At 36.0% G+C, this 22,361-nt stretch carries 22 protein-coding genes and 1 riboswitch; of the genes, 16 read left to right on the top strand and 6 right to left on the bottom strand.

Translation table 11 applies throughout. The features are described from left to right. Positions 1 to 114: 114 nt before the first annotated feature. Positions 115 to 1,590, bottom strand: coding sequence for an amino acid permease (locus AC07SW_RS10305; RefSeq protein WP_051915647.1), 1,476 nt, complete (start codon positions 1,588 to 1,590; stop codon positions 115 to 117). 75 nt (positions 1,591 to 1,665) lie between these two features. Next, positions 1,666 to 1,838: riboswitch (Lysine riboswitch) on the bottom strand. Positions 1,839 to 2,298: 460 nt separating this feature from the next. Here AC07SW_RS10305 and AC07SW_RS10300 point away from each other — a divergent pair. Then, positions 2,299 to 4,200, top strand: coding sequence for an endonuclease MutS2 (locus tag AC07SW_RS10300; protein ID WP_494632826.1), 1,902 nt, complete (start codon positions 2,299 to 2,301; stop codon positions 4,198 to 4,200). Between the two features lie 48 nt (positions 4,201 to 4,248). On the opposite strand, the gene AC07SW_RS10295 is transcribed toward AC07SW_RS10300, so the two are convergent. Next, on the bottom strand, positions 4,249 to 4,626 hold the full coding sequence (locus AC07SW_RS10295; RefSeq protein ID WP_034570262.1) for a winged helix-turn-helix transcriptional regulator: 378 nt from the start codon (positions 4,624 to 4,626) through the stop codon (positions 4,249 to 4,251). A 151-nt stretch (positions 4,627 to 4,777) separates the two neighbouring features. Here AC07SW_RS10295 and AC07SW_RS10290 point away from each other — a divergent pair, with 151 nt between their 5' ends. Then, the gene (locus tag AC07SW_RS10290) at positions 4,778 to 5,572 is read left to right on the top strand and encodes an SDR family NAD(P)-dependent oxidoreductase (RefSeq protein WP_494632825.1); all 795 of its coding nucleotides are present in this window, start codon (positions 4,778 to 4,780) and stop codon (positions 5,570 to 5,572) included. A gap of 21 nt (positions 5,573 to 5,593) precedes the next feature. Next, positions 5,594 to 6,457 carry an aldo/keto reductase gene (locus AC07SW_RS10285; protein ID WP_311907268.1) on the top strand — a complete coding sequence of 288 codons (864 nt, stop codon included), beginning with the start codon at positions 5,594 to 5,596 and terminating at the stop codon, positions 6,455 to 6,457. Positions 6,458 to 6,505: 48 nt separating this feature from the next. Here the strand turns inward: AC07SW_RS10285 and AC07SW_RS10280 are convergent, their stop codons facing one another. Continuing rightward, positions 6,506 to 7,180, bottom strand: coding sequence for an ABC transporter ATP-binding protein (locus AC07SW_RS10280; protein WP_119907908.1), 675 nt, complete (start codon positions 7,178 to 7,180; stop codon positions 6,506 to 6,508). Then, positions 7,180 to 8,268: an ABC transporter permease gene (locus AC07SW_RS10275; RefSeq protein WP_152876917.1), complete on the bottom strand. Its 1,089-nt coding sequence runs from the start codon at positions 8,266 to 8,268 to the stop codon at positions 7,180 to 7,182. The genes AC07SW_RS10280 and AC07SW_RS10275 overlap by 1 nt, the downstream gene beginning before the upstream one ends. Positions 8,269 to 8,524: 256 nt before the next feature. On the opposite strand from AC07SW_RS10275, the gene AC07SW_RS10270 reads away from it, so the two are divergent. Together AC07SW_RS10270 and AC07SW_RS10265 are read left to right on the top strand one after the other, a co-directional pair. Further along, complete coding sequence (locus tag AC07SW_RS10270; protein ID WP_494632823.1) at positions 8,525 to 9,802, top strand: CHAP domain-containing protein; 1,278 nt, start codon at positions 8,525 to 8,527, stop codon at positions 9,800 to 9,802. A 118-nt stretch (positions 9,803 to 9,920) separates the two neighbouring features. Further along, complete coding sequence (locus AC07SW_RS10265) at positions 9,921 to 11,240, top strand: glycoside hydrolase family protein (protein ID WP_494632822.1); 1,320 nt, start codon at positions 9,921 to 9,923, stop codon at positions 11,238 to 11,240. Positions 11,241 to 11,329: 89 nt separating this feature from the next. Here AC07SW_RS10265 and AC07SW_RS10260 read toward each other — a convergent pair whose 3' ends face one another. Continuing rightward, a complete protein-coding gene (locus AC07SW_RS10260; RefSeq protein ID WP_135018304.1) occupies positions 11,330 to 12,706 on the bottom strand; it encodes a sensor histidine kinase in 1,377 nt (458 codons plus the stop codon). Beyond that, entirely contained in the window at positions 12,703 to 13,374 is a 672-nt protein-coding gene (locus AC07SW_RS10255; RefSeq protein WP_034570244.1) for a response regulator transcription factor, read from the bottom strand. The genes AC07SW_RS10260 and AC07SW_RS10255 overlap by 4 nt, the downstream gene beginning before the upstream one ends. Positions 13,375 to 13,627: 253 nt before the next feature. Between AC07SW_RS10255 and AC07SW_RS10250 the strand changes: the two genes are divergently transcribed. The 11 genes from AC07SW_RS10250 (at position 13,628) to AC07SW_RS10200 (ending at position 22,359) form a co-directional block, all read left to right on the top strand. Continuing rightward, complete coding sequence (locus AC07SW_RS10250; protein ID WP_034570242.1) at positions 13,628 to 13,975, top strand: hypothetical protein; 348 nt, start codon at positions 13,628 to 13,630, stop codon at positions 13,973 to 13,975. A 307-nt stretch (positions 13,976 to 14,282) separates the two neighbouring features. Next, positions 14,283 to 14,744: a fatty acid biosynthesis transcriptional regulator FabT gene (gene fabT / locus AC07SW_RS10245; RefSeq protein ID WP_034570239.1), complete on the top strand. Its 462-nt coding sequence runs from the start codon at positions 14,283 to 14,285 to the stop codon at positions 14,742 to 14,744. A gap of 5 nt (positions 14,745 to 14,749) precedes the next feature. After that, complete coding sequence (locus tag AC07SW_RS10240; RefSeq protein ID WP_034570236.1) at positions 14,750 to 15,733, top strand: beta-ketoacyl-ACP synthase III; 984 nt, start codon at positions 14,750 to 14,752, stop codon at positions 15,731 to 15,733. Positions 15,734 to 15,787: 54 nt separating this feature from the next. Next, positions 15,788 to 16,018 carry an acyl carrier protein gene (locus tag AC07SW_RS10235; protein ID WP_034570233.1) on the top strand — a complete coding sequence of 77 codons (231 nt, stop codon included), beginning with the start codon at positions 15,788 to 15,790 and terminating at the stop codon, positions 16,016 to 16,018. A gap of 28 nt (positions 16,019 to 16,046) precedes the next feature. Then, positions 16,047 to 17,003: an enoyl-[acyl-carrier-protein] reductase FabK gene (fabK, locus tag AC07SW_RS10230; protein WP_034570230.1), complete on the top strand. Its 957-nt coding sequence runs from the start codon at positions 16,047 to 16,049 to the stop codon at positions 17,001 to 17,003. Positions 17,004 to 17,119: 116 nt separating this feature from the next. Further along, complete coding sequence (gene fabD / locus AC07SW_RS10225) at positions 17,120 to 18,058, top strand: ACP S-malonyltransferase (protein ID WP_034570228.1); 939 nt, start codon at positions 17,120 to 17,122, stop codon at positions 18,056 to 18,058. Continuing rightward, positions 18,055 to 18,792, top strand: a complete 738-nt coding sequence (gene fabG, locus AC07SW_RS10220) for a 3-oxoacyl-[acyl-carrier-protein] reductase (protein ID WP_119907913.1) — start codon at positions 18,055 to 18,057, stop codon at positions 18,790 to 18,792. Before fabD ends, fabG begins: the two co-directional genes overlap by 4 nt. 19 nt (positions 18,793 to 18,811) lie before the next feature. After that, a complete protein-coding gene (gene fabF / locus AC07SW_RS10215; RefSeq protein ID WP_034570223.1) occupies positions 18,812 to 20,053 on the top strand; it encodes a beta-ketoacyl-ACP synthase II in 1,242 nt (413 codons plus the stop codon). After that, positions 20,054 to 20,530, top strand: coding sequence for an acetyl-CoA carboxylase biotin carboxyl carrier protein (gene accB, locus AC07SW_RS10210; RefSeq protein ID WP_034570221.1), 477 nt, complete (start codon positions 20,054 to 20,056; stop codon positions 20,528 to 20,530). A 22-nt stretch (positions 20,531 to 20,552) separates the two neighbouring features. After that, the gene (gene fabZ, locus AC07SW_RS10205; protein WP_034570218.1) at positions 20,553 to 20,984 is read left to right on the top strand and encodes a 3-hydroxyacyl-ACP dehydratase FabZ; all 432 of its coding nucleotides are present in this window, start codon (positions 20,553 to 20,555) and stop codon (positions 20,982 to 20,984) included. Positions 20,985 to 20,988: 4 nt separating this feature from the next. Continuing rightward, complete coding sequence (locus AC07SW_RS10200) at positions 20,989 to 22,359, top strand: acetyl-CoA carboxylase biotin carboxylase subunit (RefSeq protein WP_034570215.1); 1,371 nt, start codon at positions 20,989 to 20,991, stop codon at positions 22,357 to 22,359. Positions 22,360 to 22,361: the final 2 nt, after the last annotated feature.

Raw genomic sequence — 22,361 nt, 5'->3', positions numbered from 1 at the left:
TCCTCCTAAAAAGCGTGTTACTATTTATTTTCTCATTTATAGTGTACACTTTTCTTGGGAAAATAATAGTTTTTAGTAATGAAAAAGCCATTAGAATAGTCTAATGGCTTTTGGTTATTCTTTATGTCGAGATAAATCAACTTCTTCAAGGGGGATAAGCTTCGTTTTAAATTTAATTTTGTAGTAACTAAACAAAATAATAAACAGTGGAACACTCATATAGGTAATTCCGATTGCTTGCCAATTAAAATCTTTAAAGGCTTGAATATCTTGTCCAACAATAACTAAAATACATAAGAATAAAGCGAGTAGGGGACCAAATGGGAACCATTTTGCTTTGTATTTAAGTTCGCTTAAATCATGACCTTGTTTAATGAAGGCACGACGGAAGCGATAATGAGTTAAAGCAATTCCAATCCAAGCGATAAACCCAGTTAAACCACTAGCAGCAACAAGAAATAGATAAATATGCGTTCCAAAAATACTTGAAGCAAAAGCAAGTGTACCAACAAAAGTAGTTAACATCAAAGCGAAAATAGGAATTCCGCGATCATTAATCAATCCAAAAATCTTAGGTGCTTGACCATTTTTAGCCATTGCCCAAAGCATTCTTGTTCCAGCATACATCCCAGAATTTCCAGCTGATAACACAGATGTTAAAATAACTGCGTTCATCACACCAGCAGCAGCAGCTAAGCCAGCACGTTTAAAGACAAGTGTGAAAGGACTAATGGCGACATCTCCAGCTCCACTACCTAACAAATTAGGACTTGTATAAGGAATAATAGCAGAGATAACAAAAATGGCTAAAATGTAGAATAATAATATACGCCAGAAGACTTGTTTAATAGCTTTTGGAATACTTTCTTCCGGAGTTTCAGATTCCCCAGCAGTAATTCCAATCAATTCCGTTCCTTGAAAAGAAAAACCAGCCACTACGAAGACAGCTAAAATTGAAGGAATCCCGCCAACAAAAGGTGCGTCCCCAATTGTAAAGTTTGTTAATCCGTCATGATGCCCACCGATAATGCCAACAATGGTTAAAATACCAACCACTAGAAATACCAAAACAGTGATGACTTTAATAATTGAAAACCAATATTCTGCTTCGCCAAAAGATTTGACAGATAAAGCGTTTAGTAAAAATAAAATAACCATAAAAACCGAACTAAAAATCCAACCTGGTACATCAGGAAACCAAAAGTTCATAATTAAGGCAGAGGTACTGATATCAACGGCTAGCGTAATTGCCCAATTGAACCAATAATTCCATCCCATCGCAAATCCCATCGCAGGATCAACAAAACGAGTTGCATACGTACTGAACGAACCAGAAACGGGTAAGAAAGTGGCCATTTCACCTAATGAGGTCATTAAGAAAAATACCATTAATCCAATTGCGGCGTAAGCTAGCAAAGCCCCACCAGGACCGGCAGTTGAAATAGCAGATCCACTGGCAACGAATAAACCAGTTCCAATACTTCCTCCAATCGCAATCATTGAAAGATGGCGTGTTTTTAAAGCGCGATTCATTGTATTCTCTGAACTCGCCCCAGCGCTTTTTGTTTCTTCTTTTCTTGCGTCAATCATGACTAAAATTCTCCTTTTTAAACCATAAAAAAAGTCCCCCTACCATCTAGTGGTAGGAAGACTGAGGCTTCCATGCAGTAAGATAGCGCAACGCTTAAAGATAAGCGACAGTTCTTGGCTTATTCAACCTAAGACCCAACAAAAAGATGACAGTTTTTTGTTTCGGCAAAAATTCCTTTCACTAGTCTTCACAGGTTTTGTCAAACCTCCAACTAATTACTGATAATTGTTGCACCTCTATTTTTTATAAGTTTTAATTTAACTTCATGAATAATCATACGTTGAATCGCTAAAAAATACAAGGGCAAAACGAAAAAAATAGTATTCTATGATTTTATTGACTTTTAACTAACTAACAAGTAAAATAAAATCAATTAGTAAGTATTCTGAATGAACAATAAAAAAATAAGAGGTGCTTTTTGTGAGTGGAGTCTGTATCTAACTAGGCCAATTAAATAAACTAATTAAACAATTAAAATTCCTATAGGGAATCGTTTATTTAGTTTACCTAAAAAGATACCTGACTTTTCATAAAAAACTCAATCTAACATCACTTTATCCTAGTGATGCTCATTGTAATTTTTTAAAGCTACGGGTTTCCTGTAGCTTTTTTTTATACCTACTATCTATTAAAAAGCTTTTTGTTTCATTCAGAAGAAATAAAAAAGTCAGTTATCTTTGTAAAAAAACTTACAAGGAGTATAAAAAATGAATCAACAAACAAATGAAAAAATCCAATTAACCACACTATTAGAAAAAGTAAAAAGCTATACCGTCAGCTCACTTGGTAAAAAAAGATTAGATGCGTTGGAGCCAACGGCTAATTTAACAGTCGTCAAGCGTCGTTTAAACGAAACAGCAGAAGGAAGAACACTACTAGATGCAAAGTTACACATGCCGTTTATGGGCTTAGGAATGATTGATCACCTAGTTACGCAATTAGAAAAAGGCCTTGTATTAGATGCTGGAGAATTGATAGAATGCGCTGATTTTTTAAGAAGCTGTCGTCTAATCAAGCAATTTATGGAGAAAAATGACTCATTAGCACCTTTATTAGCAACTTACAGCCAATCAATGGAAACTTTTTTATTGATTGAAGAAGATATTTATTTTTCAATCAAAAATGGTCAGATAGATTCAGAAGCAAGTAAAGAATTGAAAAAAATTCGCCGTTTAATTGCTGAAAGAGAAAGCAAAATTGACGAACGATTGAACAAATTTTTAAAAAATAAAACGAATCAGCCGTATATTCAAGAATTTTTTGTTAGCAAAAAAAATGAACGGTTTACAATTCCAATTAAAGCATCTTATAAAAATCAGGTAACTGGAACAATCATAGAAACGAGTAGCAAAGGTACGACGGTTTTCATAGAACCTACCAGTGTGAGCAAGTTAAATGATGAAATTTTTGAATTAAAAATGGCAGAAGCAACTGAAACGTATCAAATTTTAGCAACTTTATCAGGCTTAATTTTAGAAAATCTGCAATCAATCAACATTAATTTAGAACTCATTGCAGAATATGACTTGATTTTTGCTCGAGCGAAATACAGTCGTGAAATAAATGGCATCACGCCAAAGCTCAACACAGAAGGGTATATCCATTTAATCGATGCCAAGCATCCGCTGTTGGGTGAAGCAGCTATCCCGCTTAATTTTAAAGTAGGAAAAGAGTACCGAGGATTAGTTATTACCGGTCCGAACGCTGGCGGGAAAACAGTGGTTTTAAAAACAGTCGGGCTACTTTCATTTGCGACAGCATATGGGTTACAGATAGATGCAAAAGCGGGCACAGAAATTGCCCTATTTGACCAAATATTTGTGGAAATAGGTGACAGTCAAAGCTTAGAAAATGCGCTGAGTACCTTTTCAGCCCATATTAAAAGTATTGCTGAAATGATGGGATTAGCAAAACCAAATAGCTTGCTTTTATTTGATGAAATTGGTAGTGGGACAGAACCAAATGAAGGAGCAGCATTGGCAATCGCTATTTTAGAAGAGTTTTACCAAAGAGGCTGTATTGTTGTCGCGACGACCCATTACGGCGAAATTAAACGTTATTCAGAAGAGCATCCTGATTTTATGAATGCAGCTATGGCTTTTAATCAAGATACGATTACGCCTTTGTATCAGTTAATTATTGGGGAATCTGGTGAGAGTAACGCCTTGTGGATTGCAAAAAAAATGAAATTGAAGCCAAGTGTTATTGAGCAAGCACATTTATATCAAACGTCAAAAGCATATAACGTCGAAAAAAAATCATTTTCAATAAATAAAAAGAGCAAGGAAGAAGATACAATCATTACAAAGGAAACCGTGGACTTCAAAAAAGGAGACCGTGTTTTACTAACCGAAAAACAAAAAGCTGGGCTTATTTATTCTTATGATGAAAAACAAGAAAAAGCGACTGTTTATATTGAAGGTGAGATGCTAGAAGTTCTTTCAAAGCGTTTAAAATTAGAAATTCCAGCGACAGAATTGTACCCAATGGACTACGATTTAGCAAGCCTCTTTGTTAGTTATAAGGAACGAAAAGAAGAGCATGACATTCAACGTGGGTCAAAAAAAGCGTTAAAAAGAATTCATAAAGAAATCAAGAAACAGCAATAAAAAACCAGTTGTCCTGCTTATTGGGGGACAACTGGTTTTCTGCTATTTTTAGTCAATTTCAGGACAATCAGATTTTGATAATAGTGTGACATCATTGCCTTCTTCGGCAAGTTTTTGGACTCTGATTTCTCCCCATGAACAAAGCTGATCCAGAATAGTGCTCAGAGTAAGGCCATATGCACTTAATTCATATTCGACTTTAGGTGGAACTTGTGAGTAGACGATGCGATTTACTATTTGATCCCTTTCTAACTCACGCAATTGTTGCGTCAGCATTTTTTGAGTGATTCCTGGAATGGCTTTTTTTAATTCATTTGTACGCATTTTTTGATGACGTAGGTTACAGAGAATAATTGGTTTCCATTTTCCTCCAATTACTTCCATCGTTGCTTCAACACCAATATTATAAGTATACGTTGTTTTCATATAAACCTCCACTGCTGTATTGATTTTTCATTATAGCATATTAAGGGGAGTAAGGTACAAAAAAGTACCTATAACACAAAAAAGTGCGTACTTGTAAAAAAGAATACCTACTCTATAATAAGCATATAAACCGATCAGGGAGGCAATGAATATGGAAATACAACTAAGAGGAAAACTTGTATTAGTAACAGGATCAACAAAGGGAATTGGCCTTGGAATTGTTAAGGAAGTTGCTAGAGAAGGCAGCGATGTGATTATTAATGGTCGAGATAAAGAAGGGATTAACACATTGGTAGCTTCATTAAAAGATGAATTTCCTACAATCTCATTTTATGAAGCACCTTATGATTTATCAACCGACTTTGGGATTCAACAGTTAAAAGAAAATTTTCCAAAGATCGATGTATTAGTGAACAATTTAGGTATTTTTCAACCAATGAACTATTTTGAGATTGAAGAAAACGACTGGACAACTTTTTTTAAAACCAATGTTCTAGCTGGAAATGAATTAGCTAAATTTTATTTACCTAAAATGCTTGAGCAAAATTTTGGTCGCATTATTTTTATCGCTAGTGAAGAGGCGATTATGCCATCTGGTGAGATGCCGCAATACAGTATGACGAAAACCATGAATTTGTCACTGGCTAAAAGTTTATCAAAATTAACAATTGGAAGTCAGGTTACTATCAATACCGTTATGCCAGGCCCAACTTTAACTGAAGGGGTTGAAAAAATGATTGAAGAGATGTACAAAGGCAGTTCACTATCTCGTGAAGAACAGCAACAAGCATTTATGAGGGAACATCGTCCAATGTCTCAAATTCAACGTTTAATTGAACCTTCAGAAATTGGTCGGTTTATTGCCTTTATTGCCAGTCCGTTAGCAAGTAGTTTTTCTGGCGAAGCACTAAGAATTGACGGCGGAATGGTTCCCACTATAGTTTAAAAAAGAAAAGGAGCAATAAGAATGAATACAAAAATACCCTCATTTAAATTAGAAAATACAATCGAAGTCCCACAATTAGGTCTAGGGGTTTTTCTTGTAGAAGATGAACAAGAATTAACACAGTCTGTTTTAGCAGCTATTAAACACGGTTATCGTCATATTGACACAGCAGCAATCTATCATAATGAAGCACTAGTAGGAGAGGCACTACAAACAAGCGGGATTCCTCGCAGTGAATTATTTCTTACGTCAAAAGTTTGGAATGACGCCATCACTTATGAGGACACGATAGCAGCTTTTGAAACAACCTTAAAAAAATTAAAAACCGATTATTTAGATTTATATTTAATCCATTGGCCTAGTGAAGGTTACCTTGAAAAATGGCGTGCATTAGAAGCTTTGTATGAAGAAGGAAAAATTCGTGCCATTGGCGTTTCAAATTTTGAAATCAATCATTTAGAACAATTAATGCAAGAGGCAAAAATTAAGCCGATGATCAATCAAGTGGAAACAAATCCCTATTTTCAACAAACGGAGCTACATGATTATTTAGTGAAACAAGGAATTCAACATGAAGCATGGGGACCTTTAGGTCAAGGGAAAGGAAATGTTTTAGAAGATAACGTTATTCAAGAATTGGCTGAAAAATATCAAAAAACACCTGCCCAAATTATTTTACGTTGGCATTTGGATCGCCAAGTGATTGCAATTCCTAAATCAATTCATGAAACGCGCATCCAAGAAAATCGTGAAATTTTTGATTTTCATTTATCAAAGGAGGATCTTGTAAAAATGGCATCGATTGATAAAAATCAACGTGGTGGAGCAGATCCAACCGATGATGCTTGGTTAGCAGAAACGACAAAAATGTCACTGAGTGAATAACATGAAAAAAAGCAAGCTCTTTTATAGAGCTTGCTTTTTTTACTTCGTTTAAACAGGATACAGTTGTCCATCTTCAATGCGCAGAACGCGATCGACTAATTCTAAAACACGTTCATCATGGGTCACCATCACAGCGGCTTTATTATTTTTATGAACCTCTTTAGCAATCATTTCCACTACTTGATAGCCTCTTTGAGAGTCTAAACTTGCAGTTGGTTCATCTGCTAAAATAATATCTGGATCATTCATTAAAGCGCGAGCAATTGCTACACGTTGTTTTTCACCACCAGATAGTTTATCTGGATATTGATTTAAACGATGTTTCAGACCTAAATCGGTTAATAAATCGAGTGCACGTTGCTTATGTTCATCCTTTGATCCACTTAATTTTGGAAGCAATAATAATTGATCCAAAACGGTTAAATATGGAATCAAATTGCCACCTTGAAAAATAAAGCCGATTGAATTAAGACGTAAGTTGGTCCATTGTTTTTGGTTTAAACTATTCAAGGAAACATTGCCGATTCTTACTTCTCCTTCACTAGGAGATAGTAATGCTCCAGCAATAGAAAGGAACGTACTTTTACCAGCGCCACTAGGACCGACAATCGCGACAAATTCTCCTTCTTTTACCGTTAACGAAAGGTTTTTTAACACTTCAATTTGTTCTGAACCATCTTGATAATATTTTGAAATTTGATTTAAGACTAATTTATCTGTCATTAGTTATTCCCTCCAATCGCTTCAATGGCATCTACTTTAGCAACGCGGTACAGTGACAATAACGAGCCAATTAATGCGACTGCTAAAAATAGTAATGAAGAAGCCAGTGCTGTAATAGGTGTTAAATTAAAAGGCATACTTTCAGGTAGTAACGCGGCAACACCATAAGTTAAAAGATTTCCAATTAAAAGGCTTATAACGGAAAGCGTAGCAATTTGTGAGAGCAAACTTTTAGCCAAGTAACTTGTTTTAGCACCAATGGCTTTCAACATTCCAAATTGATCAACTTTTTGAATTGTAATAACATAGAAGAAAACAGTTAGGACAAAGGCTGCAATGATATATAAGAAAGTGATCATCATGGTTAACGAACCTTGTTCCTCTGAATAACCAGGAATATTCGTTACGATGTCGTTTTTACTGGCTGTGACTAAATCCGAATAATTTAAAGTCGTTGCTTTATCCTCAGTGATATCTAATGCAATTGCATTATACGTGTTGTCAGCTGCTTTTTGAGGTACTTGAACTTCTTTCCATTGAACAGGAGTTAGGAAAACTACACCAGTATGACTGTAAGTTTGTTTTTTAGTAAATCCTGTAATTTTAAAGGTCTGATTTGTTGCCGCGTCTTTAATCGTAGATCCAAGAGAGTAGCCTTGATTTTTCAATTTTTGATCTGCAACGACTTCGTTACTTCCACTTTTTCCAAAATGACCGTCTGTTAATTCAGGCTTTAAGAAACTAGTTGAATCAAATGAAAAATAAGAGACGTCCGTCTTATTTGTATCTTTTTTCGTACTAACGGTACTCATTTGAACACGAAGTCCAGTAGCTTTTTTTCCAAGATCTTTTTCAACGTCACTCACTTGTTTTTCAGTAACAGTCGAACGTGCGAAACGATTATCTGAATCTTTTTCAATTAAAAAATAAGAAGCTGCACTTTCCTTAATCGCTGAAGCGTTGTCACTTGCTAATCCATTAGCTAAACCTGTTACGAATAGTACTAACCAGATAATCATGATCATAATCAAAGCGATTAAGCTATATCTTAATTTTGTATGTTTTATTTCACGCCATGCTAAAAACATTTTTCCTCACTCCTTCTTGTTGATAGTTCTATCATAGCCTAGCTATATGAACTGGAGATGAACGGGAAATTACAAAAGAAACAACTAACACTTTCTTTGGTAAAGATTTTTGAAAGAATCGTGACTGGATTTTGACTGGATATAAAAAGATAGATGTTATTTTTATGTAATACAATAATTGTACCTAATAAAAAATTATTTTAAATTGAGATCTCATTAATAATTATTAGGAAAAAAGAAGAGAGAAGGTTTTTTTATGGTATTAATTGGTGATGATTACCCGGTGAAGTGGAAAAATTTACCCCTGGATGCAGCAGTAGATTCTTGGGGGATGTATACAAGGGAGTGTACATCATTTGTTGCAAATCGTTTGAGTGTAGTAAATAAATTTAATATTACTAGACCACCTAGTAATTGGAATGCAAATGTATGGGGACAAAATGCACAAAATTTAGGATATCAAGTAGATAAAAATCCAACAATTGGTTCAGTTGCATGGTGGAATGCTGGTTTTCACGTTGCGTGGGTAGCGGATGTGAAAAATGGATCGGTTTTAATTGAAGAGTATAATAACCCAGCCTATTCAGGAAATTATAATAACAGATGGATCAATGCAGGTGCTGTTGATGGATACATTCACTTTAAAGATTTACCAAATGTACCAGAAGCGCCAAAATTACCGCCAAAAAATCCAGCTCAAGCTATTTCAAAAGGAATTAATTATGAAACACACGTGAGTAAAGTGGGATGGATGAACAATGTAAAAGACGGTGCGCTTTCAGGATCAACAGGGTACAAATTGCCAGTAGAAGCAATTAGAATTATTGGGAGACTTAGTAATGGATTAGTAGAATATCGAGCTCATGTTTCAACCATCGGTTGGATGCCTTGGGTTAAGAGTGGTCAGGTAGCAGGAACAACAGGACAATCTAAGGCAGTAGAAGCCATTCAAGCTAGATTAACAGGAGATGCGGTAAATTATTATAACTTAGAATATCAAGCCCATGTTGCTGAAAATGGATGGTTAAGCTGGGTGAAAGATGGGCAAACAGCAGGGACAACAGGTCAGAAAAAAAGTCTTCAAGCAATTAAAATGAAGTTAGTTCGTAAGCCAATTGTTCAAGGAACAGCTAAACCTGTAGCAAAAGGTCTAGCTTATCGGATGCATTTAGCTAAAGAAGGATGGTTAGGATATGTTACAAACAATCAAATGGCGGGTACAACGGGCTTAAGTATTGAAGGGCAGTGTATCGAAGTATATGTGGATGGTAAAAAAGAAAATGTTAAAATTGATGCCCATGTAGCTGAAAAAGGTTGGATTGAAAACGTTGGAGGAACAGTTGGAAAACAATTATCATTACAAGCGGTAAAAATTTCTTTAAAAAATGGATTAGAGAAACAATACAATATTTCATATCAAGTTCATGTAGCAGAAAAAGGTTGGATGGCATGGGTGGAAAATGGAGCTGTAGCAGGAACAACTGGACAGAAATTAGCTATTCAAGCAATAAAGATTAAGCTTACAGTGAAGTAAATAGTAAGAACAATTAATTGAGAATAAACAGATTATTTGAAATTGTCTAAGAAAAAATGGAAGATCGTTAACTATGCGATCTTCTCTTATCAAAATAAATTTATATGGAGGAAAGCGAATGGTAAATGAAGGAATGAAAGTATCACAAAGAGGTTTAAATTTAGTAAAAGAATTTGAAGGGTTACGTTTGAATGCTTATGTAGATCCTGTAGGTGTTTGGACGATTGGTTATGGTCATACAAAAGGAGTATATTCTGGGATGTCAATTACGGAAGCGCAAGCTAATTCATTTTTAGAGGAAGATATACGCCACCATATTACGGGGATTTTTAAATATGTTACAGTGCAATTGAATCAAAATCAATTTGATGCACTGGCGAGTTTTCATTTTAATCTAGGCGCTGAAATTTTAAATGGAACGGATTTATGTGTGTATCTTAATAGTCAACAATGGCAGAATGTAGCAAATGAAATGAAACTTTATAGACTTGGTGGTGGTCAAATTTTACCAGGTTTAGTAAGACGTAGAGCGGCAGAAGCAGCATTGTTTTTAGAAGCCTATGTGCCTCCTAAGCCAAAATTACCACCAAAAAATCCAGCTCAAGCTATTTCAAAAGGAATTAATTATGAAACACACGTGAGTAAAGTGGGATGGATGAACAATGTAAAAGACGGTGCGCTTTCAGGATCAACAGGGTACAAATTACCAGTAGAAGCAATTAGAATTATTGGGAGACTTAGTAATGGATCAGTAGAATATCGAGCTCATGTTTCAACCATCGGTTGGATGCCTTGGGTTAAGAGTGGTCAGGTAGCAGGAACGACGGGACAATCTAAGGCAGTAGAAGCCATTCAAGCTAGATTAACAGGAGATGCGGTAAATTATTATAACTTAGAATATCAAGCCCATGTAGCTGAAAATGGATGGTTAAGCTGGGTGAAAGATGGGCAAACAGCAGGGACAACAGGTCAGAAAAAAAGTCTTCAAGCAATTAAAATGAAGTTAGTTCGTAAGCCAATTGTTCAAGGAACAGCTAAACCTGTAGCAAAAGGTCTAGCTTATCGGATGCATTTAGCTAAAGAAGGGTGGTTAGGATATGTTACAAACAATCAAATGGCGGGTACAACGGGTTTAAGTATTGAAGGGCAGTGTATCGAAGTATATGTGAATGGTAAAAAAGAAAATGTTAAAATTGATGCCCATGTAGCTGAAAAAGGTTGGATTGAAAACGTTGGAGGAACAGTTGGAAAACAATTATCATTACAAGCGGTAAAAATTTCTTTAAAAAATGGATTAGAGAAACAATACAATATTTCATATCAAGTTCATGTAGCAGAAAAGGGTTGGATGGCATGGGTGGAAAATGGAGCTGTAGCAGGAACAACTGGACAGAAATTAGCTATTCAAGCAATAAAGATTAAGCTTATAGCAAAGTAATAAAACAATAAGTTAATTTTTCTTTAGAATTAGAAATATTAGATAATAATAATAGGAGGTAGAATCAGAATAGATTCTACCTCCTATTATTATTTTGGAAAAGTAATCGTAAAGGTTGTTCCAGTTTTTTCGGAACTAGAAACTGAAATGGTACCACCATGCAACTGAATGATTTTTTTTGTAATAGCCAACCCCAGACCACTACCACCATCAGCGTTGCTGCGATTTTCATCTACGCGGTAAAAACGGTCAAATAAATAAGGTAACTTTTCTGGATCAATTCCTGGTCCATTATTGTAGATAGTTAGAAGTGTTTGGTCAGCTTCATCTGAAAGTGTAATAGTGATTTCGCCGCCTTGTGGAGCATAACGAATGGCATTTGTTATTAAATTTTGCCAGATTTGATATAAAAAATTCTCATTTCCTAATACGAAGGTAGGGGGCAATTCTGTTACGATGTAAAGATCCTTTTCTTGCCACTTCCATTGCATGAGTTTTAAATAATGTTTGATTTGTTGGTGAATGGCAACTGACTGCTTTTGTATTAATTGATTTTCATTGTCTAAATAAGCTAGTGTCAAAAGTTGTTTCGTCAAGCTAGAAAGTCGTGAAGTTTCCGTTTCGATTATTGTTAAATAATTTTCTCGTTGTTCTAAAGATAGTTTCTCATCTTTTAAAATCGAAGTAAAACCTTGAATAGAAGTCAAAGGAGTCTGAATTTCATGAGAGACATTGGCAACGAACTCTTGTCGCGCCTTTTCGGATTTATTCAATTCTGTTGTCATTGTTGCAAAGGAATTGGTTAATTGACCAATTTCATCTTTTCTTTTAGTGGGATGGATTTCAACGGATTGGCCGTCTGTAATTTCTTTTGTAACAGTTGTTAACCTTTTAATAGGAGAAACAATAAAATAGCTACTTAAAAAAATAAGAATAAAGCCAATTAAAACACTAAATACAAGCAACATCACTAAGAAAATTCGCAGCTCACCAAATTGCTTGGTAGGGTCTGATCGAATAAAAACAGCACTAGTTTGTTCGCTGTTTTCTATCGGAAATCCAATAGTATTTCGTAAATCATTGTCAAAAAAACCTGTAATAAAAATGCTCTTTGGAAAATTCGCAATCCCATGATAAATGGTTCCGTCTAAAACAGACTGAATGACTTCTTTTTCTAACGTTTTCTTTCTGAACGAATCACCGTATTCGATATCGGTGCCATCGGGTTTGAATTGATAAATTTCATAGCCAAGCTGACTAATGTGGTTGAAGTAGCTTTCTTGATTTAAGGTCGGATTTTCGTTATAAAATTGTTGAATATCCTTTGCTACATAAGTTAATTTTTGATCGTTGATAGGCTTTAGGTGGTATTGATAATACACATTTGAAATCAAAAAAGCCACGCCAATACTTACAATCATCACTAAAAAGGTAATGGCTACGATCCGTTGATAGAGCGTCTTCATACCTGTTCCTCCAATCGATAGCCAAGCCCGCGAATAGTAGTAATCGCAACACCAGAATCCTTGGTCAGATGCTCTCGTAATCGTTTGATATGAACGTCTACAGTTCTGTCATTTCCTTCGTAATCCATACCCCAAATAGATTCAATCAATTCATCACGAGTAAAAATTTTTTTAGGATAGCTGGCAAGTTTCGTTAGCAATTCAAATTCCTTTAATGGAAGAAAAAGCTCTTTACTTCCTAGGGTCACAAGATAATTCTTTTGATCAATCGTTAGTTTTCCAATGGTAATTAACGGGTTGTTCGGAATTTGATACCGTCTAAACAGTGCATTCATTCTAAATTCAAGTTCTTTTAATTCAAAAGGTTTGGTCATGTAATCATCAGTCCCTGCTTGGAACCCTTTTTCTTTATCTACAATTTCTCCTTTTGCAGTCAATAAAATAATCGGAATGCTGTACTGTTGTCGAATTTCCTGACAAACTTCATATCCGTTCTTTAGAGGCATCATAATATCTAAAATCGCTAAATCAATCGAATGGGTTTCGATAGCATCAATAGCCTCAGCTCCATCTGTTGCAGTTACTACCCGATAAGACAATGATTCAAGAAAACGCTGAACCATTTTATTAATATTTGAATCATCATCGGCAATTAAAATTGTTTTCATGATCATACGTCCTTTAATCGTAAAATTTTTCCTATAACCTAGGTGAATCTAGTTTAACAAACTTTTAAAGAAATGTAGACTATAATTGTCTTTTGTTTTCTAGAAAAGAAGGTAAAAAAGATTTGGTATCGAGATAAATTAATAAATAATGAACAAATTCTAACAAATAGAAGTGAAAATGTGGTATAATGAGATATTAAGTGTTATGATATTTTGTTTATGTAATCACGAAATAAAGAAATGAGGGATTTACATGGGAAATAAAATCACTAACGAAATTCAATCAGTTGTTGAAACCGAGCTTCGTAAAGGTGCGAGTAAGTCAAGAATTGCAACGCTTTTGGGCGTACCCTATGAAGAAGCAAATGCAATTATTGATGCAGTTAAAGAATCATTTAGACCAGATCTAGGTGATGAGATTAAATTTACTTTTAGAGATGAAAAGATGGCTGGCGTTATTAAAAAACTATTAACCAACAGTGCTGTCGTTGAAATTTTTTGGGAACAATCGTCTCCAACAATGAAAGATATTTGTGAAACAAAAACGATTGTGAACTTTAAAGACATAATTGAAATTACAAATGCAGAGGCTACTTCATAACTAGCAGTTTAAACATTTAATAAAATAAACAACCTATTGAAGCGAAACTTATCGAAAATAAGGTTCGTTTTTTTTTGTATTTTCGTATATAAAAAGACAAATTCTAGGATAAATAGTTTGATATTCAAAATAAAATTAAGTACTTGAAATGCCTATATAAAGGTTTTTTTTTGTTTGTATAAAAAAATTTTTTAAAATAAACTTGACACTTTTAGTAAAAAATAATATAGTTTGATAGTCAAACAATTTGAACATCAAAGCAATTGATTACAATGAATGACGAAATATAAGAAATGGAGGAGTTGATGTGGCAGACTCATTTGAACTGATTAATGATTACTTAGTTGAAGTGTTTAACGAAATATTGATTATTGAAGAGACAGCATTGCAAAATAGCAGTTTCCAAGATGTATCAATCAAGGAAATGCATACCGTTGAAGCTATTGGTATGTATCGTAAACGAACAACTTCTGAAGTCGCTAGAAAATTATCGATCACTGTTGGAACTTTAACTGTTGCGGTCAACAATTTAGTGAAAAAAGGCTATGTTGAGCGAATTAGAAGTGAAAATGATCGACGAGTAGTAAAGCTTGGACTTACTAAGAGAGGACGATTATTGTATCGTCTTCATGACAAATTCCATAAAGAGATGGTAAAAGAAACCGTAGAAGGAATGAACCAAGAAGAGATTGAAATTCTAATCAAAGGTTTAGGGAATTTACATGGTTTCTTAGATAAAACCCAAAATAAATTGAAAGAACAGGGCTGAAATGAATGGAAGCAAAAATAATTAGCACTGGAAGTTACCTCCCATCAACTAGAGTTCCTAATCAACAATTAGAAACGCTAATGGATACCAATGATGAATGGATAAAATCCAGAACAGGAATTGAAGCGAGGCACTTAAGCGAAACTGAAAATACCTCAGTACTTTGTGGAAAAGCAGCAATCAAAATGCTGGATAAAGCAAACGTATCCGCTTTAGAAGTCGATTTAATTATTGTGGCAACCATGACCCCAGATTATCAGACCCCCTCAACAGCTTGTTTAGTTCAAGAATATATTGGTGCTAGGCAAGTAATGGCCTTTGATATCAATGCAGCGTGTTCAGGTTTTGTCTACGCGCTTTCAATTGCTGAGAAAATGGTGCAAAGTGGAAATTTTCGTTATGCACTTGTTCTAGGCGGAGAAGTGATGTCGAAAGTAATTGATTGGGAAGATAGAAGTACAGCGGTTCTTTTTGGAGATGGCGCAGGAGGCGTGTTATTAAAAGGAGTAAATGAAAAAAAATCATTTCTCGCTGAAGATATTCATGCTGATGGTAGTCGCGGACTTTCATTAACAGCAAGGCATTTAACGACGCAAGATCCTTTTTCAAAAACAACAGACGAGATACAGCAAAGTGATTATTTAAAAATGGATGGGCGAGCAATTTTTGATTTTTCAATCCGAAATGTACCGGCTAGTATTCGTCAACTTGCTGAAATTGGAGAGACTCAGCTTGCGGAAGTGGATTATTATTTACTTCATCAAGCAAACTATCGAATCGTTGAAGCAATTGCAAAAAAACTAAAACTTCCGATGAGCAAATTCAAAACGAATATGCAACGCTACGGAAACACCTCTGCTGCCAGTATTCCAATTCTATTAGATGAAGTTGTTTCAGCAGGAGAATTGAAATTAGGCAGTGGACAAAAAATTGTATTGACCGGTTTTGGCGGAGGCTTGACATGGGCTTCGATCTTAATCGAGTTATAAAGAAATAAAAAATAAGTACAAAAAATTAAACCAAACATACTGGAGGAAATTATTATGACATTCGAAAAAATTCAAGCAATTATTGTAGACCAATTAGGTAAAGAAGAAGAAGAGGTACAATTAACAACAAACTTCCGTGAAGATTTAGAAGCAGATAGTTTAGACTTATTCCAAATCATCAACGACATCGAAGACGAATTTGACATCAAAATCGAATCAGAAGAAGGCTTAAACACAGTTCAAGATATCGTTAACTTTGTAGAAGCTGAATTAAAAAATAAATAAACTAGAGAATAGAAAGTAGGAAACCTGCATGCAATCAGAATTATGCGAAAAACTTGGAATCAAGTATCCAATCATTCAAGGAGCAATGGCGTGGGTAGCAAATGCAGAACTTGCAAGTGCTGTTTCTAACGCTGGTGGATTGGGGATTATTGCCTCAGGACATGCACCTGAAGAAGTGGTTCGTGAACAGATCAGGCAGGCGAAAGAAAAAACAGATCAACCTTTTGGAGTAAATATTATGTTGCTTTCTCCACATGTGGAGGCAGTGGTGAATGCTGTCTGTGAGGAAGGCGTTAAAGTGGTTACCACAGGCGCTGGAAGTCCAGGGAAATACATGAAAAAGTTCCGTGAACATGGCATTATTGTTATTCCTGTCGTTGCTTCGGTAGCATTAGCTAGACGAATGGAAAAAGACGGTGCGGATGCAATTATTGTTGAGGGAATGGAAGCCGGTGGACATATTGGAAAATTAACAACGATGGTCATGGTTCCTCAAGTAGTGGATGCTGTTTCAATTCCTGTGATTGCAGCAGGTGGAATCGGAGATGGTCGTGGAATGGCAGCAGCCTTTATGTTAGGAGCCTCAGCTGTTCAGCTTGGAACAAGATTCCTCGTTGCCCATGAATGCACGATCCACCAAAACTTTAAAAATGCCGTTTTAAAAGCTAGAGATATCGACACCACGGTTACGGGTCAAATTACTGGACATCCTGTCCGTACAATCCGTAATAAACTAACGCGTCTATATGATAAAGCTGAAAAAGAAGAGACCAGTAAAGATCAACCCGATTTTGAGCGTTTAGAAGCGATTGGTAAAGGTGCCTTAAGACGTGCTGTTATCGATGGAGATATGGATGCGGGGTCAATGATGTCAGGTCAAATTGCTGGACTTGTAAAAACTGAACAAAGCTGTGAAGAAATCATTCAAGAACTAATGTCTGAATCTCAAACAGTGATCGAACAACAAAAAAAAGCCTTTATTTAAATTCATTTTAGTGAATCAATTATTCTTAAAATGAGCCTTTATTTAAAGGCTTGTTTTACTAATAGGGACAACTTTTAAGAAAAAATAACGGCACTAGATAAAAGGAGTCAAACAACATGAAAATCGCTTTTGTATATAGTGGTCAAGGAGCACAGTATCAAGGGATGGGCCAAGAACTCTATGAAAATAATCAAGTTGTAAGAGATGTTTTTCAGCATGCAAGTGATGCGCTAAAAATGGATATGACTTCTCTGTGTTTTGATGAAAATGAACAATTAAATCAAACAACTTATACACAACCTGCTATTTTAACAGTGAGCATGGCAATTGATGCCCTTCTTAAAGAGCATGGCGTAGTACCTGAAGTAGTGGCTGGTTTGAGCTTAGGAGAGTACAGCGCTTTAGTAAAAGCAGGTGTTTTAGATTTTACAACAGCTGTTCAATTAGTGAAAAAGCGTGGACAATTTATGACTGAAGCCGTTCCAGCAGGAGATGGAGCTATGAGTGCTGTAATGGGATTAGATCGAAACACCATAGAAGAAGCATGTATAGCAGCCAGTGATATCGGTGTCGTCTCTCCAGCGAATTACAATATGCCTGGCCAAATCGTCATTGCAGGATTAAAAGAAGCTGTCGCTAAAGCGACTCTATTGCTAGAAGAAAAAGGAGCGAAACGAATCATCCCTCTGCAAGTAAGTGGACCATTTCATACAGCTCTATTAAAACCAGCAGCGATGGAATTAGCAAATGAACTGGAAGCAATTGAATTTCATGAATTAAACTTACCGGTTATCAGCAATACGACAGCAAAAATAATTACTGATAAAGCAGATGTAAAACCACTCCTGACAAGACAAGTGATGTCGCCAGTTTTATGGGAAGATAGCGTTAATACAATGATTGACATGGGCGTGGACACTTTTATCGAAGTTGGACCTGGAAAAGCCTTAAGCAGCTTTATTAAAAAAATTAATCGAAATGTAACAATTTTAAATGTTGAAAATCAAAAAACGTTAGACAAAACGATTGAAACATTGAAAGGAATGAGTACATGACTTTAAAAGACAAAGCAGTGATTGTAACAGGAAGTTCAAGAGGAATTGGAAAAGCAATTGCACTTGAATTTGCAAAAAAAGGCTGCAATATTGTATTAAATGGACGCAAACCAATTGCTGACACAGTAGTTCAAGAAATTGAAGCAGAAGGTGTGAAATGTCATTGCTTCATCGGAGATGTTAGTGATTTTGATTCTGCTAAACAATTGATTGATGAAACGAAGGAAGTTTTTGGCAGTGTAGATATTCTGGTCAATAATGCAGGAATTACAAATGATAAATTATTAATGCGGATGTCAGAAGATGATTTTGATTCAATTTTAAACGTCAATTTAAAAGGAACGTTTAATACAATTCGTCATGCTTCAAGCGTGATGCTAAAACAACGAAGCGGAACAATTATTAACCTATCAAGTGTCATTGGTCAAATTGGAAACGCAGGTCAAGCCAATTATGCAGCAAGTAAAGCTGGTGTTATTGGTTTAACAAAATCAGCTGCCAGAGAATTAGCGGCTAGAGGAATTACAGTCAATGCGATTGCTCCAGGTTTTATTGAAACGGATATGACAGATGAACTATCCGATAAAGTAAAAGAATTATCAAAACAACAAATTCCATTAAATCGTTTTGGAACTGTTGAAGATGTTGCAAAAGCAGCCGTTTTCCTAAGTGAAAATAAATATATCACAGGACAAGTCATCAATATCGATGGTGGCATGGTGATGAACGGTTAATGAAAGGGGCATAAAGAAGATGAATCGTGTAGTGATTACAGGAATGGGTGCAGTCACGCCTATTGGAAATTCAGTGGATGCATTTTGGGAAAGTTTAAAAGCTGGAAAAAACGGTGTTACCGAAATTACGAGATTTGATGCTTCAGAAACTGGCGTAACGTTAGCAGCAGAATTAAAAGATTTTGATGCGACGGTTTATATGCCAAAAAAAGAAACTAAACGTACAGATCTATTTTCACAATACGGAATAGCAGCAGCAGTCCAAGCAATGGAAAATAGTGGCTTAGATACAGAAAAAATAGATGTCGATCGCTTTGGTGTTATTGTTAGCTCAGGAATTGGTGGGATGAATACCATTCAAGAACAAGTGATCAAAATGCACGATCGTGGTCCACAACGTGTTGCTCCGTTCTTTGTCCCAATGGTGATTGGAAATATGGCAGCAGGAAATATTGCAATACGTGTTGGAGCAAAAGGTCTTTGTACCTCAATCGTAACAGCTTGTGCATCAGGAACCAATTCAATTGGCGAAGCTTTTCGTTCAATTAAACACGGATATTCTGATGTGATTTTAGCCGGCGGAACAGAAGCGACGATTTGTGAAATTGGAATTGCTGGATTTGGCGCTTTAACAGCTTTAAGTAAATCAACAGATCCTGAACGCGGTTCGATTCCATTCGATAAAGAGCGTAACGGTTTTGTAATGGGAGAAGGCGCGGGCGTTCTTGTATTAGAAGAATTACAACATGCGTTAGATCGTGGAGCAAAAATTTATGGCGAAGTCGTCGGCTATGGATCAACATGTGACGCTGGTCATATGACAAGCCCATCTGTTGATGGAAGCGGAGCTGGTAAAGCAATGATTCAAGCGATGAAAGAAGCTGGAATTGAACCAAAAGACGTGGATTACATCAATGCTCATGGTACAAGTACGCCAGCAAATGACAGCGCTGAAACAACAGCCATCAAATACGCAATGGGTGAAGAAGCCCACAACGTTCCAATTTCAAGTACGAAAAGTATGATTGGACATTTGTTGGGTGCAGCAGGAGCTGTTGAAGGAATTGCCTGTGTGAAAGCATTGGAAAATGACTTTTTACCGCCAACAATTGGCTTTAAAGAAGCGGATGAAGCCTGCGACTTAGACTACATTCCAAATGTAGGACGCAAGGTGGAGTCAGCTAAATATGCGTTAAGCAACTCGCTAGGTTTTGGCGGACATAACGCTGTTGTCTGCTTTAAAAAGTGGGAGGAAGCTTAAATGAATATTTCTGAAGTAAAAGAACTATTGGCTCTTGTCAACGAATCAGATTTAACGGAATTTGATTTGCAAATTGATAATACCGTTTTGCATATGAGTAAAAACGATACGCCAAAACCAAACCATGTTGAATCATTAACAGCGAGTCCTGTTGTAGAAGCAAAAATTAATGAAATAGCTAAAGAAGCGACACAGTCTAATACAACAACGATTGAATCCAAACCAGAAGCAGTAGAACTAGGTGGAACACTGATTCCTTCACCAATTGTTGGCGTTGTTTATTTGACACCTTCACCTGATCAACCAGCCTTTAAAAAAGTTGGGGATACGGTAGCTGTTGGAGAAACCTTATGTATTGTAGAAGCAATGAAACTAATGAATGAAATTACCAGCGATACTGCAGGTACCATTGCAGAAGTTCTAATTGAAAACGAACAAGTCGTTGAATACAACCAACCCTTATTTAGAATCGTATAAGAAAATCTTAGGAGGCAATTAAATGAGCATTTTAAACGCAACTGAAATTATGGAGTTAATCCCAAACCGTTACCCAATTTATTTTATCGACTATGTGGATGAGTTAATCCCAGGAGAGCACGTTGTTGCAACTAAAAACGTTACAATCAACGAAGAATTTTTCCAAGGACACTTCCCTGGAAACCCAACAATGCCAGGTGTTTTAATTTTAGAAGCATTAGCACAAGCAGGTTCAATTCCATTATTGAAACTAGATCGTTTTAAGGGAGAAACAGCCTACTTAGGTGGAATGAACAAAGTAAAATTCCGTAAAAAAGTGGTTCCTGGTGACGTTTTAAAATTACATGTAGACATCATTAAATTAAAAGAATACGCAGGTATTGGAAAAGCAGTCGCATATGTAGACGGTAAAAAAGTTTGTGAAGCTGAATTAACCTTTATCATTGGTAGATAAGCCTATGTTTAATAAAATTTTAGTAGCAAATCGTGGCGAGATTGCGGTACGTATCATTCGCGCCTGCCGAGAATTAGGTATTGCAACCGTTGCGGTTTACTCAGAAGCAGATAAAGATGCCCTTCATATGCAACTAGCGGATGAAGCCATTTGTATCGGTCCCGCTAAAGCAACAGACTCTTATTTAAATATGCAAAGTATATTAAGTGCTGCTGTTGTTACAAAAGCCCAGGCAATTCATCCTGGGTTTGGCTTTTTGTCAGAAAATAGTATTTTCGCTACTATGTGTCAAGAATGCAACATTACCTTTATCGGTCCAAAAGCCGAGACCATTGATCAAATGGGAAATAAAGCCAATGCAAGAACCTTAATGCAAGCAGCGAATGTTCCAGTAATTCCAGGTAGTGATGGTTTTATCACAGATGCCAAAGATGCTGAAGAATTGGCTGAAAAGTTAGGTTATCCAGTTATGTTAAAGGCTGCAGCTGGCGGAGGCGGAAAAGGGATTCGAAAAGTGGCAAATGCTGATGAGCTTTCACCTGCATTTAACAGTGCAAGCAGTGAAGCGAAAGCCGCATTTGGTGATGATCGAATGTATCTTGAAAAAATTATCGAACATGCCAGACACATCGAGGTTCAAATTCTTGGCGATCATTTTGGTCATGTGATTCACCTTGGTGAACGTGATTGTTCTTTGCAGCGTAACAATCAAAAAGTAATCGAAGAATCTCCATCTGTTGCAATCAGTGAAGAACAGCGACAATTACTTGGAGAAACAGCTGTAAGAGCTGCAAAATACGTAAATTACCAAAATGCTGGGACTATTGAATTTCTACTGGATCAAGATGGAAAATTCTATTTTATGGAAATGAATACACGAATTCAAGTAGAGCATCCTGTTACTGAAATGGCAACCGGAATTGATATTGTTAAAGAACAATTAAAAATTGCCAGTGGTTTACCTCTAGAAATTCAACAAGAGGAAGTCACAATAACTGGACACACGATTGAATGCCGAATCAATGCTGAAAATCCAGCCTTTCATTTTGCACCATCTCCAGGGAAAATTGATTATTTATTTTTACCAAGTGGTGGACTAGGTTTACGTGTAGACAGTGCTGTTTTTGCTGGTTACGAAATTCCACCTTATTACGATGCAATGATTGCTAAAATTATTACAAAAGGTGAAAATCGAGCAGAAGCAATTGCGAAAATGAAACGTGCATTAGGCGAATTAGTGATTGATGGCATTATTACGAATCAATATTTCCAAGAAGATTTACTAGCGGATCAACGATTCGTTGAAGGCGCGTATGATACAAGTTTCCTACAAGACATTTTTCTTGATGAGTGGGAGCAGCAACAAACGAATTAATT

The sequence above is a fragment of the Carnobacterium sp. GW821-FHT04C06 genome (assembly GCF_059420345.1).
This window is presented reverse-complemented; position numbering and strand designations above follow the sequence as displayed.

Bases quoted from the DNA above. Each gene is read 5' to 3' on its own strand.
- AC07SW_RS10305 (WP_051915647.1), bottom strand. From the start codon at position 1,590: ATGATTGACGCAAGAAAAGAAGAAACAAAAAGCGCTGGGGCGAGTTCA.
- AC07SW_RS10300 (WP_494632826.1), top strand. From the start codon at position 2,299: ATGAATCAACAAACAAATGAAAAAATCCAATTAACCACACTATTAGAA.
- AC07SW_RS10295 (WP_034570262.1), bottom strand. From the start codon at position 4,626: ATGAAAACAACGTATACTTATAATATTGGTGTTGAAGCAACGATGGAA.
- AC07SW_RS10290 (WP_494632825.1), top strand. From the start codon at position 4,778: ATGGAAATACAACTAAGAGGAAAACTTGTATTAGTAACAGGATCAACA.
- AC07SW_RS10285 (WP_311907268.1), top strand. From the start codon at position 5,594: ATGAATACAAAAATACCCTCATTTAAATTAGAAAATACAATCGAAGTC.
- AC07SW_RS10280 (WP_119907908.1), bottom strand. From the start codon at position 7,180: ATGACAGATAAATTAGTCTTAAATCAAATTTCAAAATATTATCAAGAT.
- AC07SW_RS10275 (WP_152876917.1), bottom strand. From the start codon at position 8,268: ATGTTTTTAGCATGGCGTGAAATAAAACATACAAAATTAAGATATAGC.
- AC07SW_RS10270 (WP_494632823.1), top strand. From the start codon at position 8,525: ATGGTATTAATTGGTGATGATTACCCGGTGAAGTGGAAAAATTTACCC.
- AC07SW_RS10265 (WP_494632822.1), top strand. From the start codon at position 9,921: ATGGTAAATGAAGGAATGAAAGTATCACAAAGAGGTTTAAATTTAGTA.
- AC07SW_RS10260 (WP_135018304.1), bottom strand. From the start codon at position 12,706: ATGAAGACGCTCTATCAACGGATCGTAGCCATTACCTTTTTAGTGATG.
- AC07SW_RS10255 (WP_034570244.1), bottom strand. From the start codon at position 13,374: ATGAAAACAATTTTAATTGCCGATGATGATTCAAATATTAATAAAATG.
- AC07SW_RS10250 (WP_034570242.1), top strand. From the start codon at position 13,628: ATGGGAAATAAAATCACTAACGAAATTCAATCAGTTGTTGAAACCGAG.
- AC07SW_RS10240 (WP_034570236.1), top strand. From the start codon at position 14,750: ATGGAAGCAAAAATAATTAGCACTGGAAGTTACCTCCCATCAACTAGA.
- AC07SW_RS10235 (WP_034570233.1), top strand. From the start codon at position 15,788: ATGACATTCGAAAAAATTCAAGCAATTATTGTAGACCAATTAGGTAAA.
- fabK (WP_034570230.1), top strand. From the start codon at position 16,047: ATGCAATCAGAATTATGCGAAAAACTTGGAATCAAGTATCCAATCATT.
- fabD (WP_034570228.1), top strand. From the start codon at position 17,120: ATGAAAATCGCTTTTGTATATAGTGGTCAAGGAGCACAGTATCAAGGG.
- fabG (WP_119907913.1), top strand. From the start codon at position 18,055: ATGACTTTAAAAGACAAAGCAGTGATTGTAACAGGAAGTTCAAGAGGA.
- fabF (WP_034570223.1), top strand. From the start codon at position 18,812: ATGAATCGTGTAGTGATTACAGGAATGGGTGCAGTCACGCCTATTGGA.
- accB (WP_034570221.1), top strand. From the start codon at position 20,054: ATGAATATTTCTGAAGTAAAAGAACTATTGGCTCTTGTCAACGAATCA.
- fabZ (WP_034570218.1), top strand. From the start codon at position 20,553: ATGAGCATTTTAAACGCAACTGAAATTATGGAGTTAATCCCAAACCGT.
- AC07SW_RS10200 (WP_034570215.1), top strand. From the start codon at position 20,989: ATGTTTAATAAAATTTTAGTAGCAAATCGTGGCGAGATTGCGGTACGT.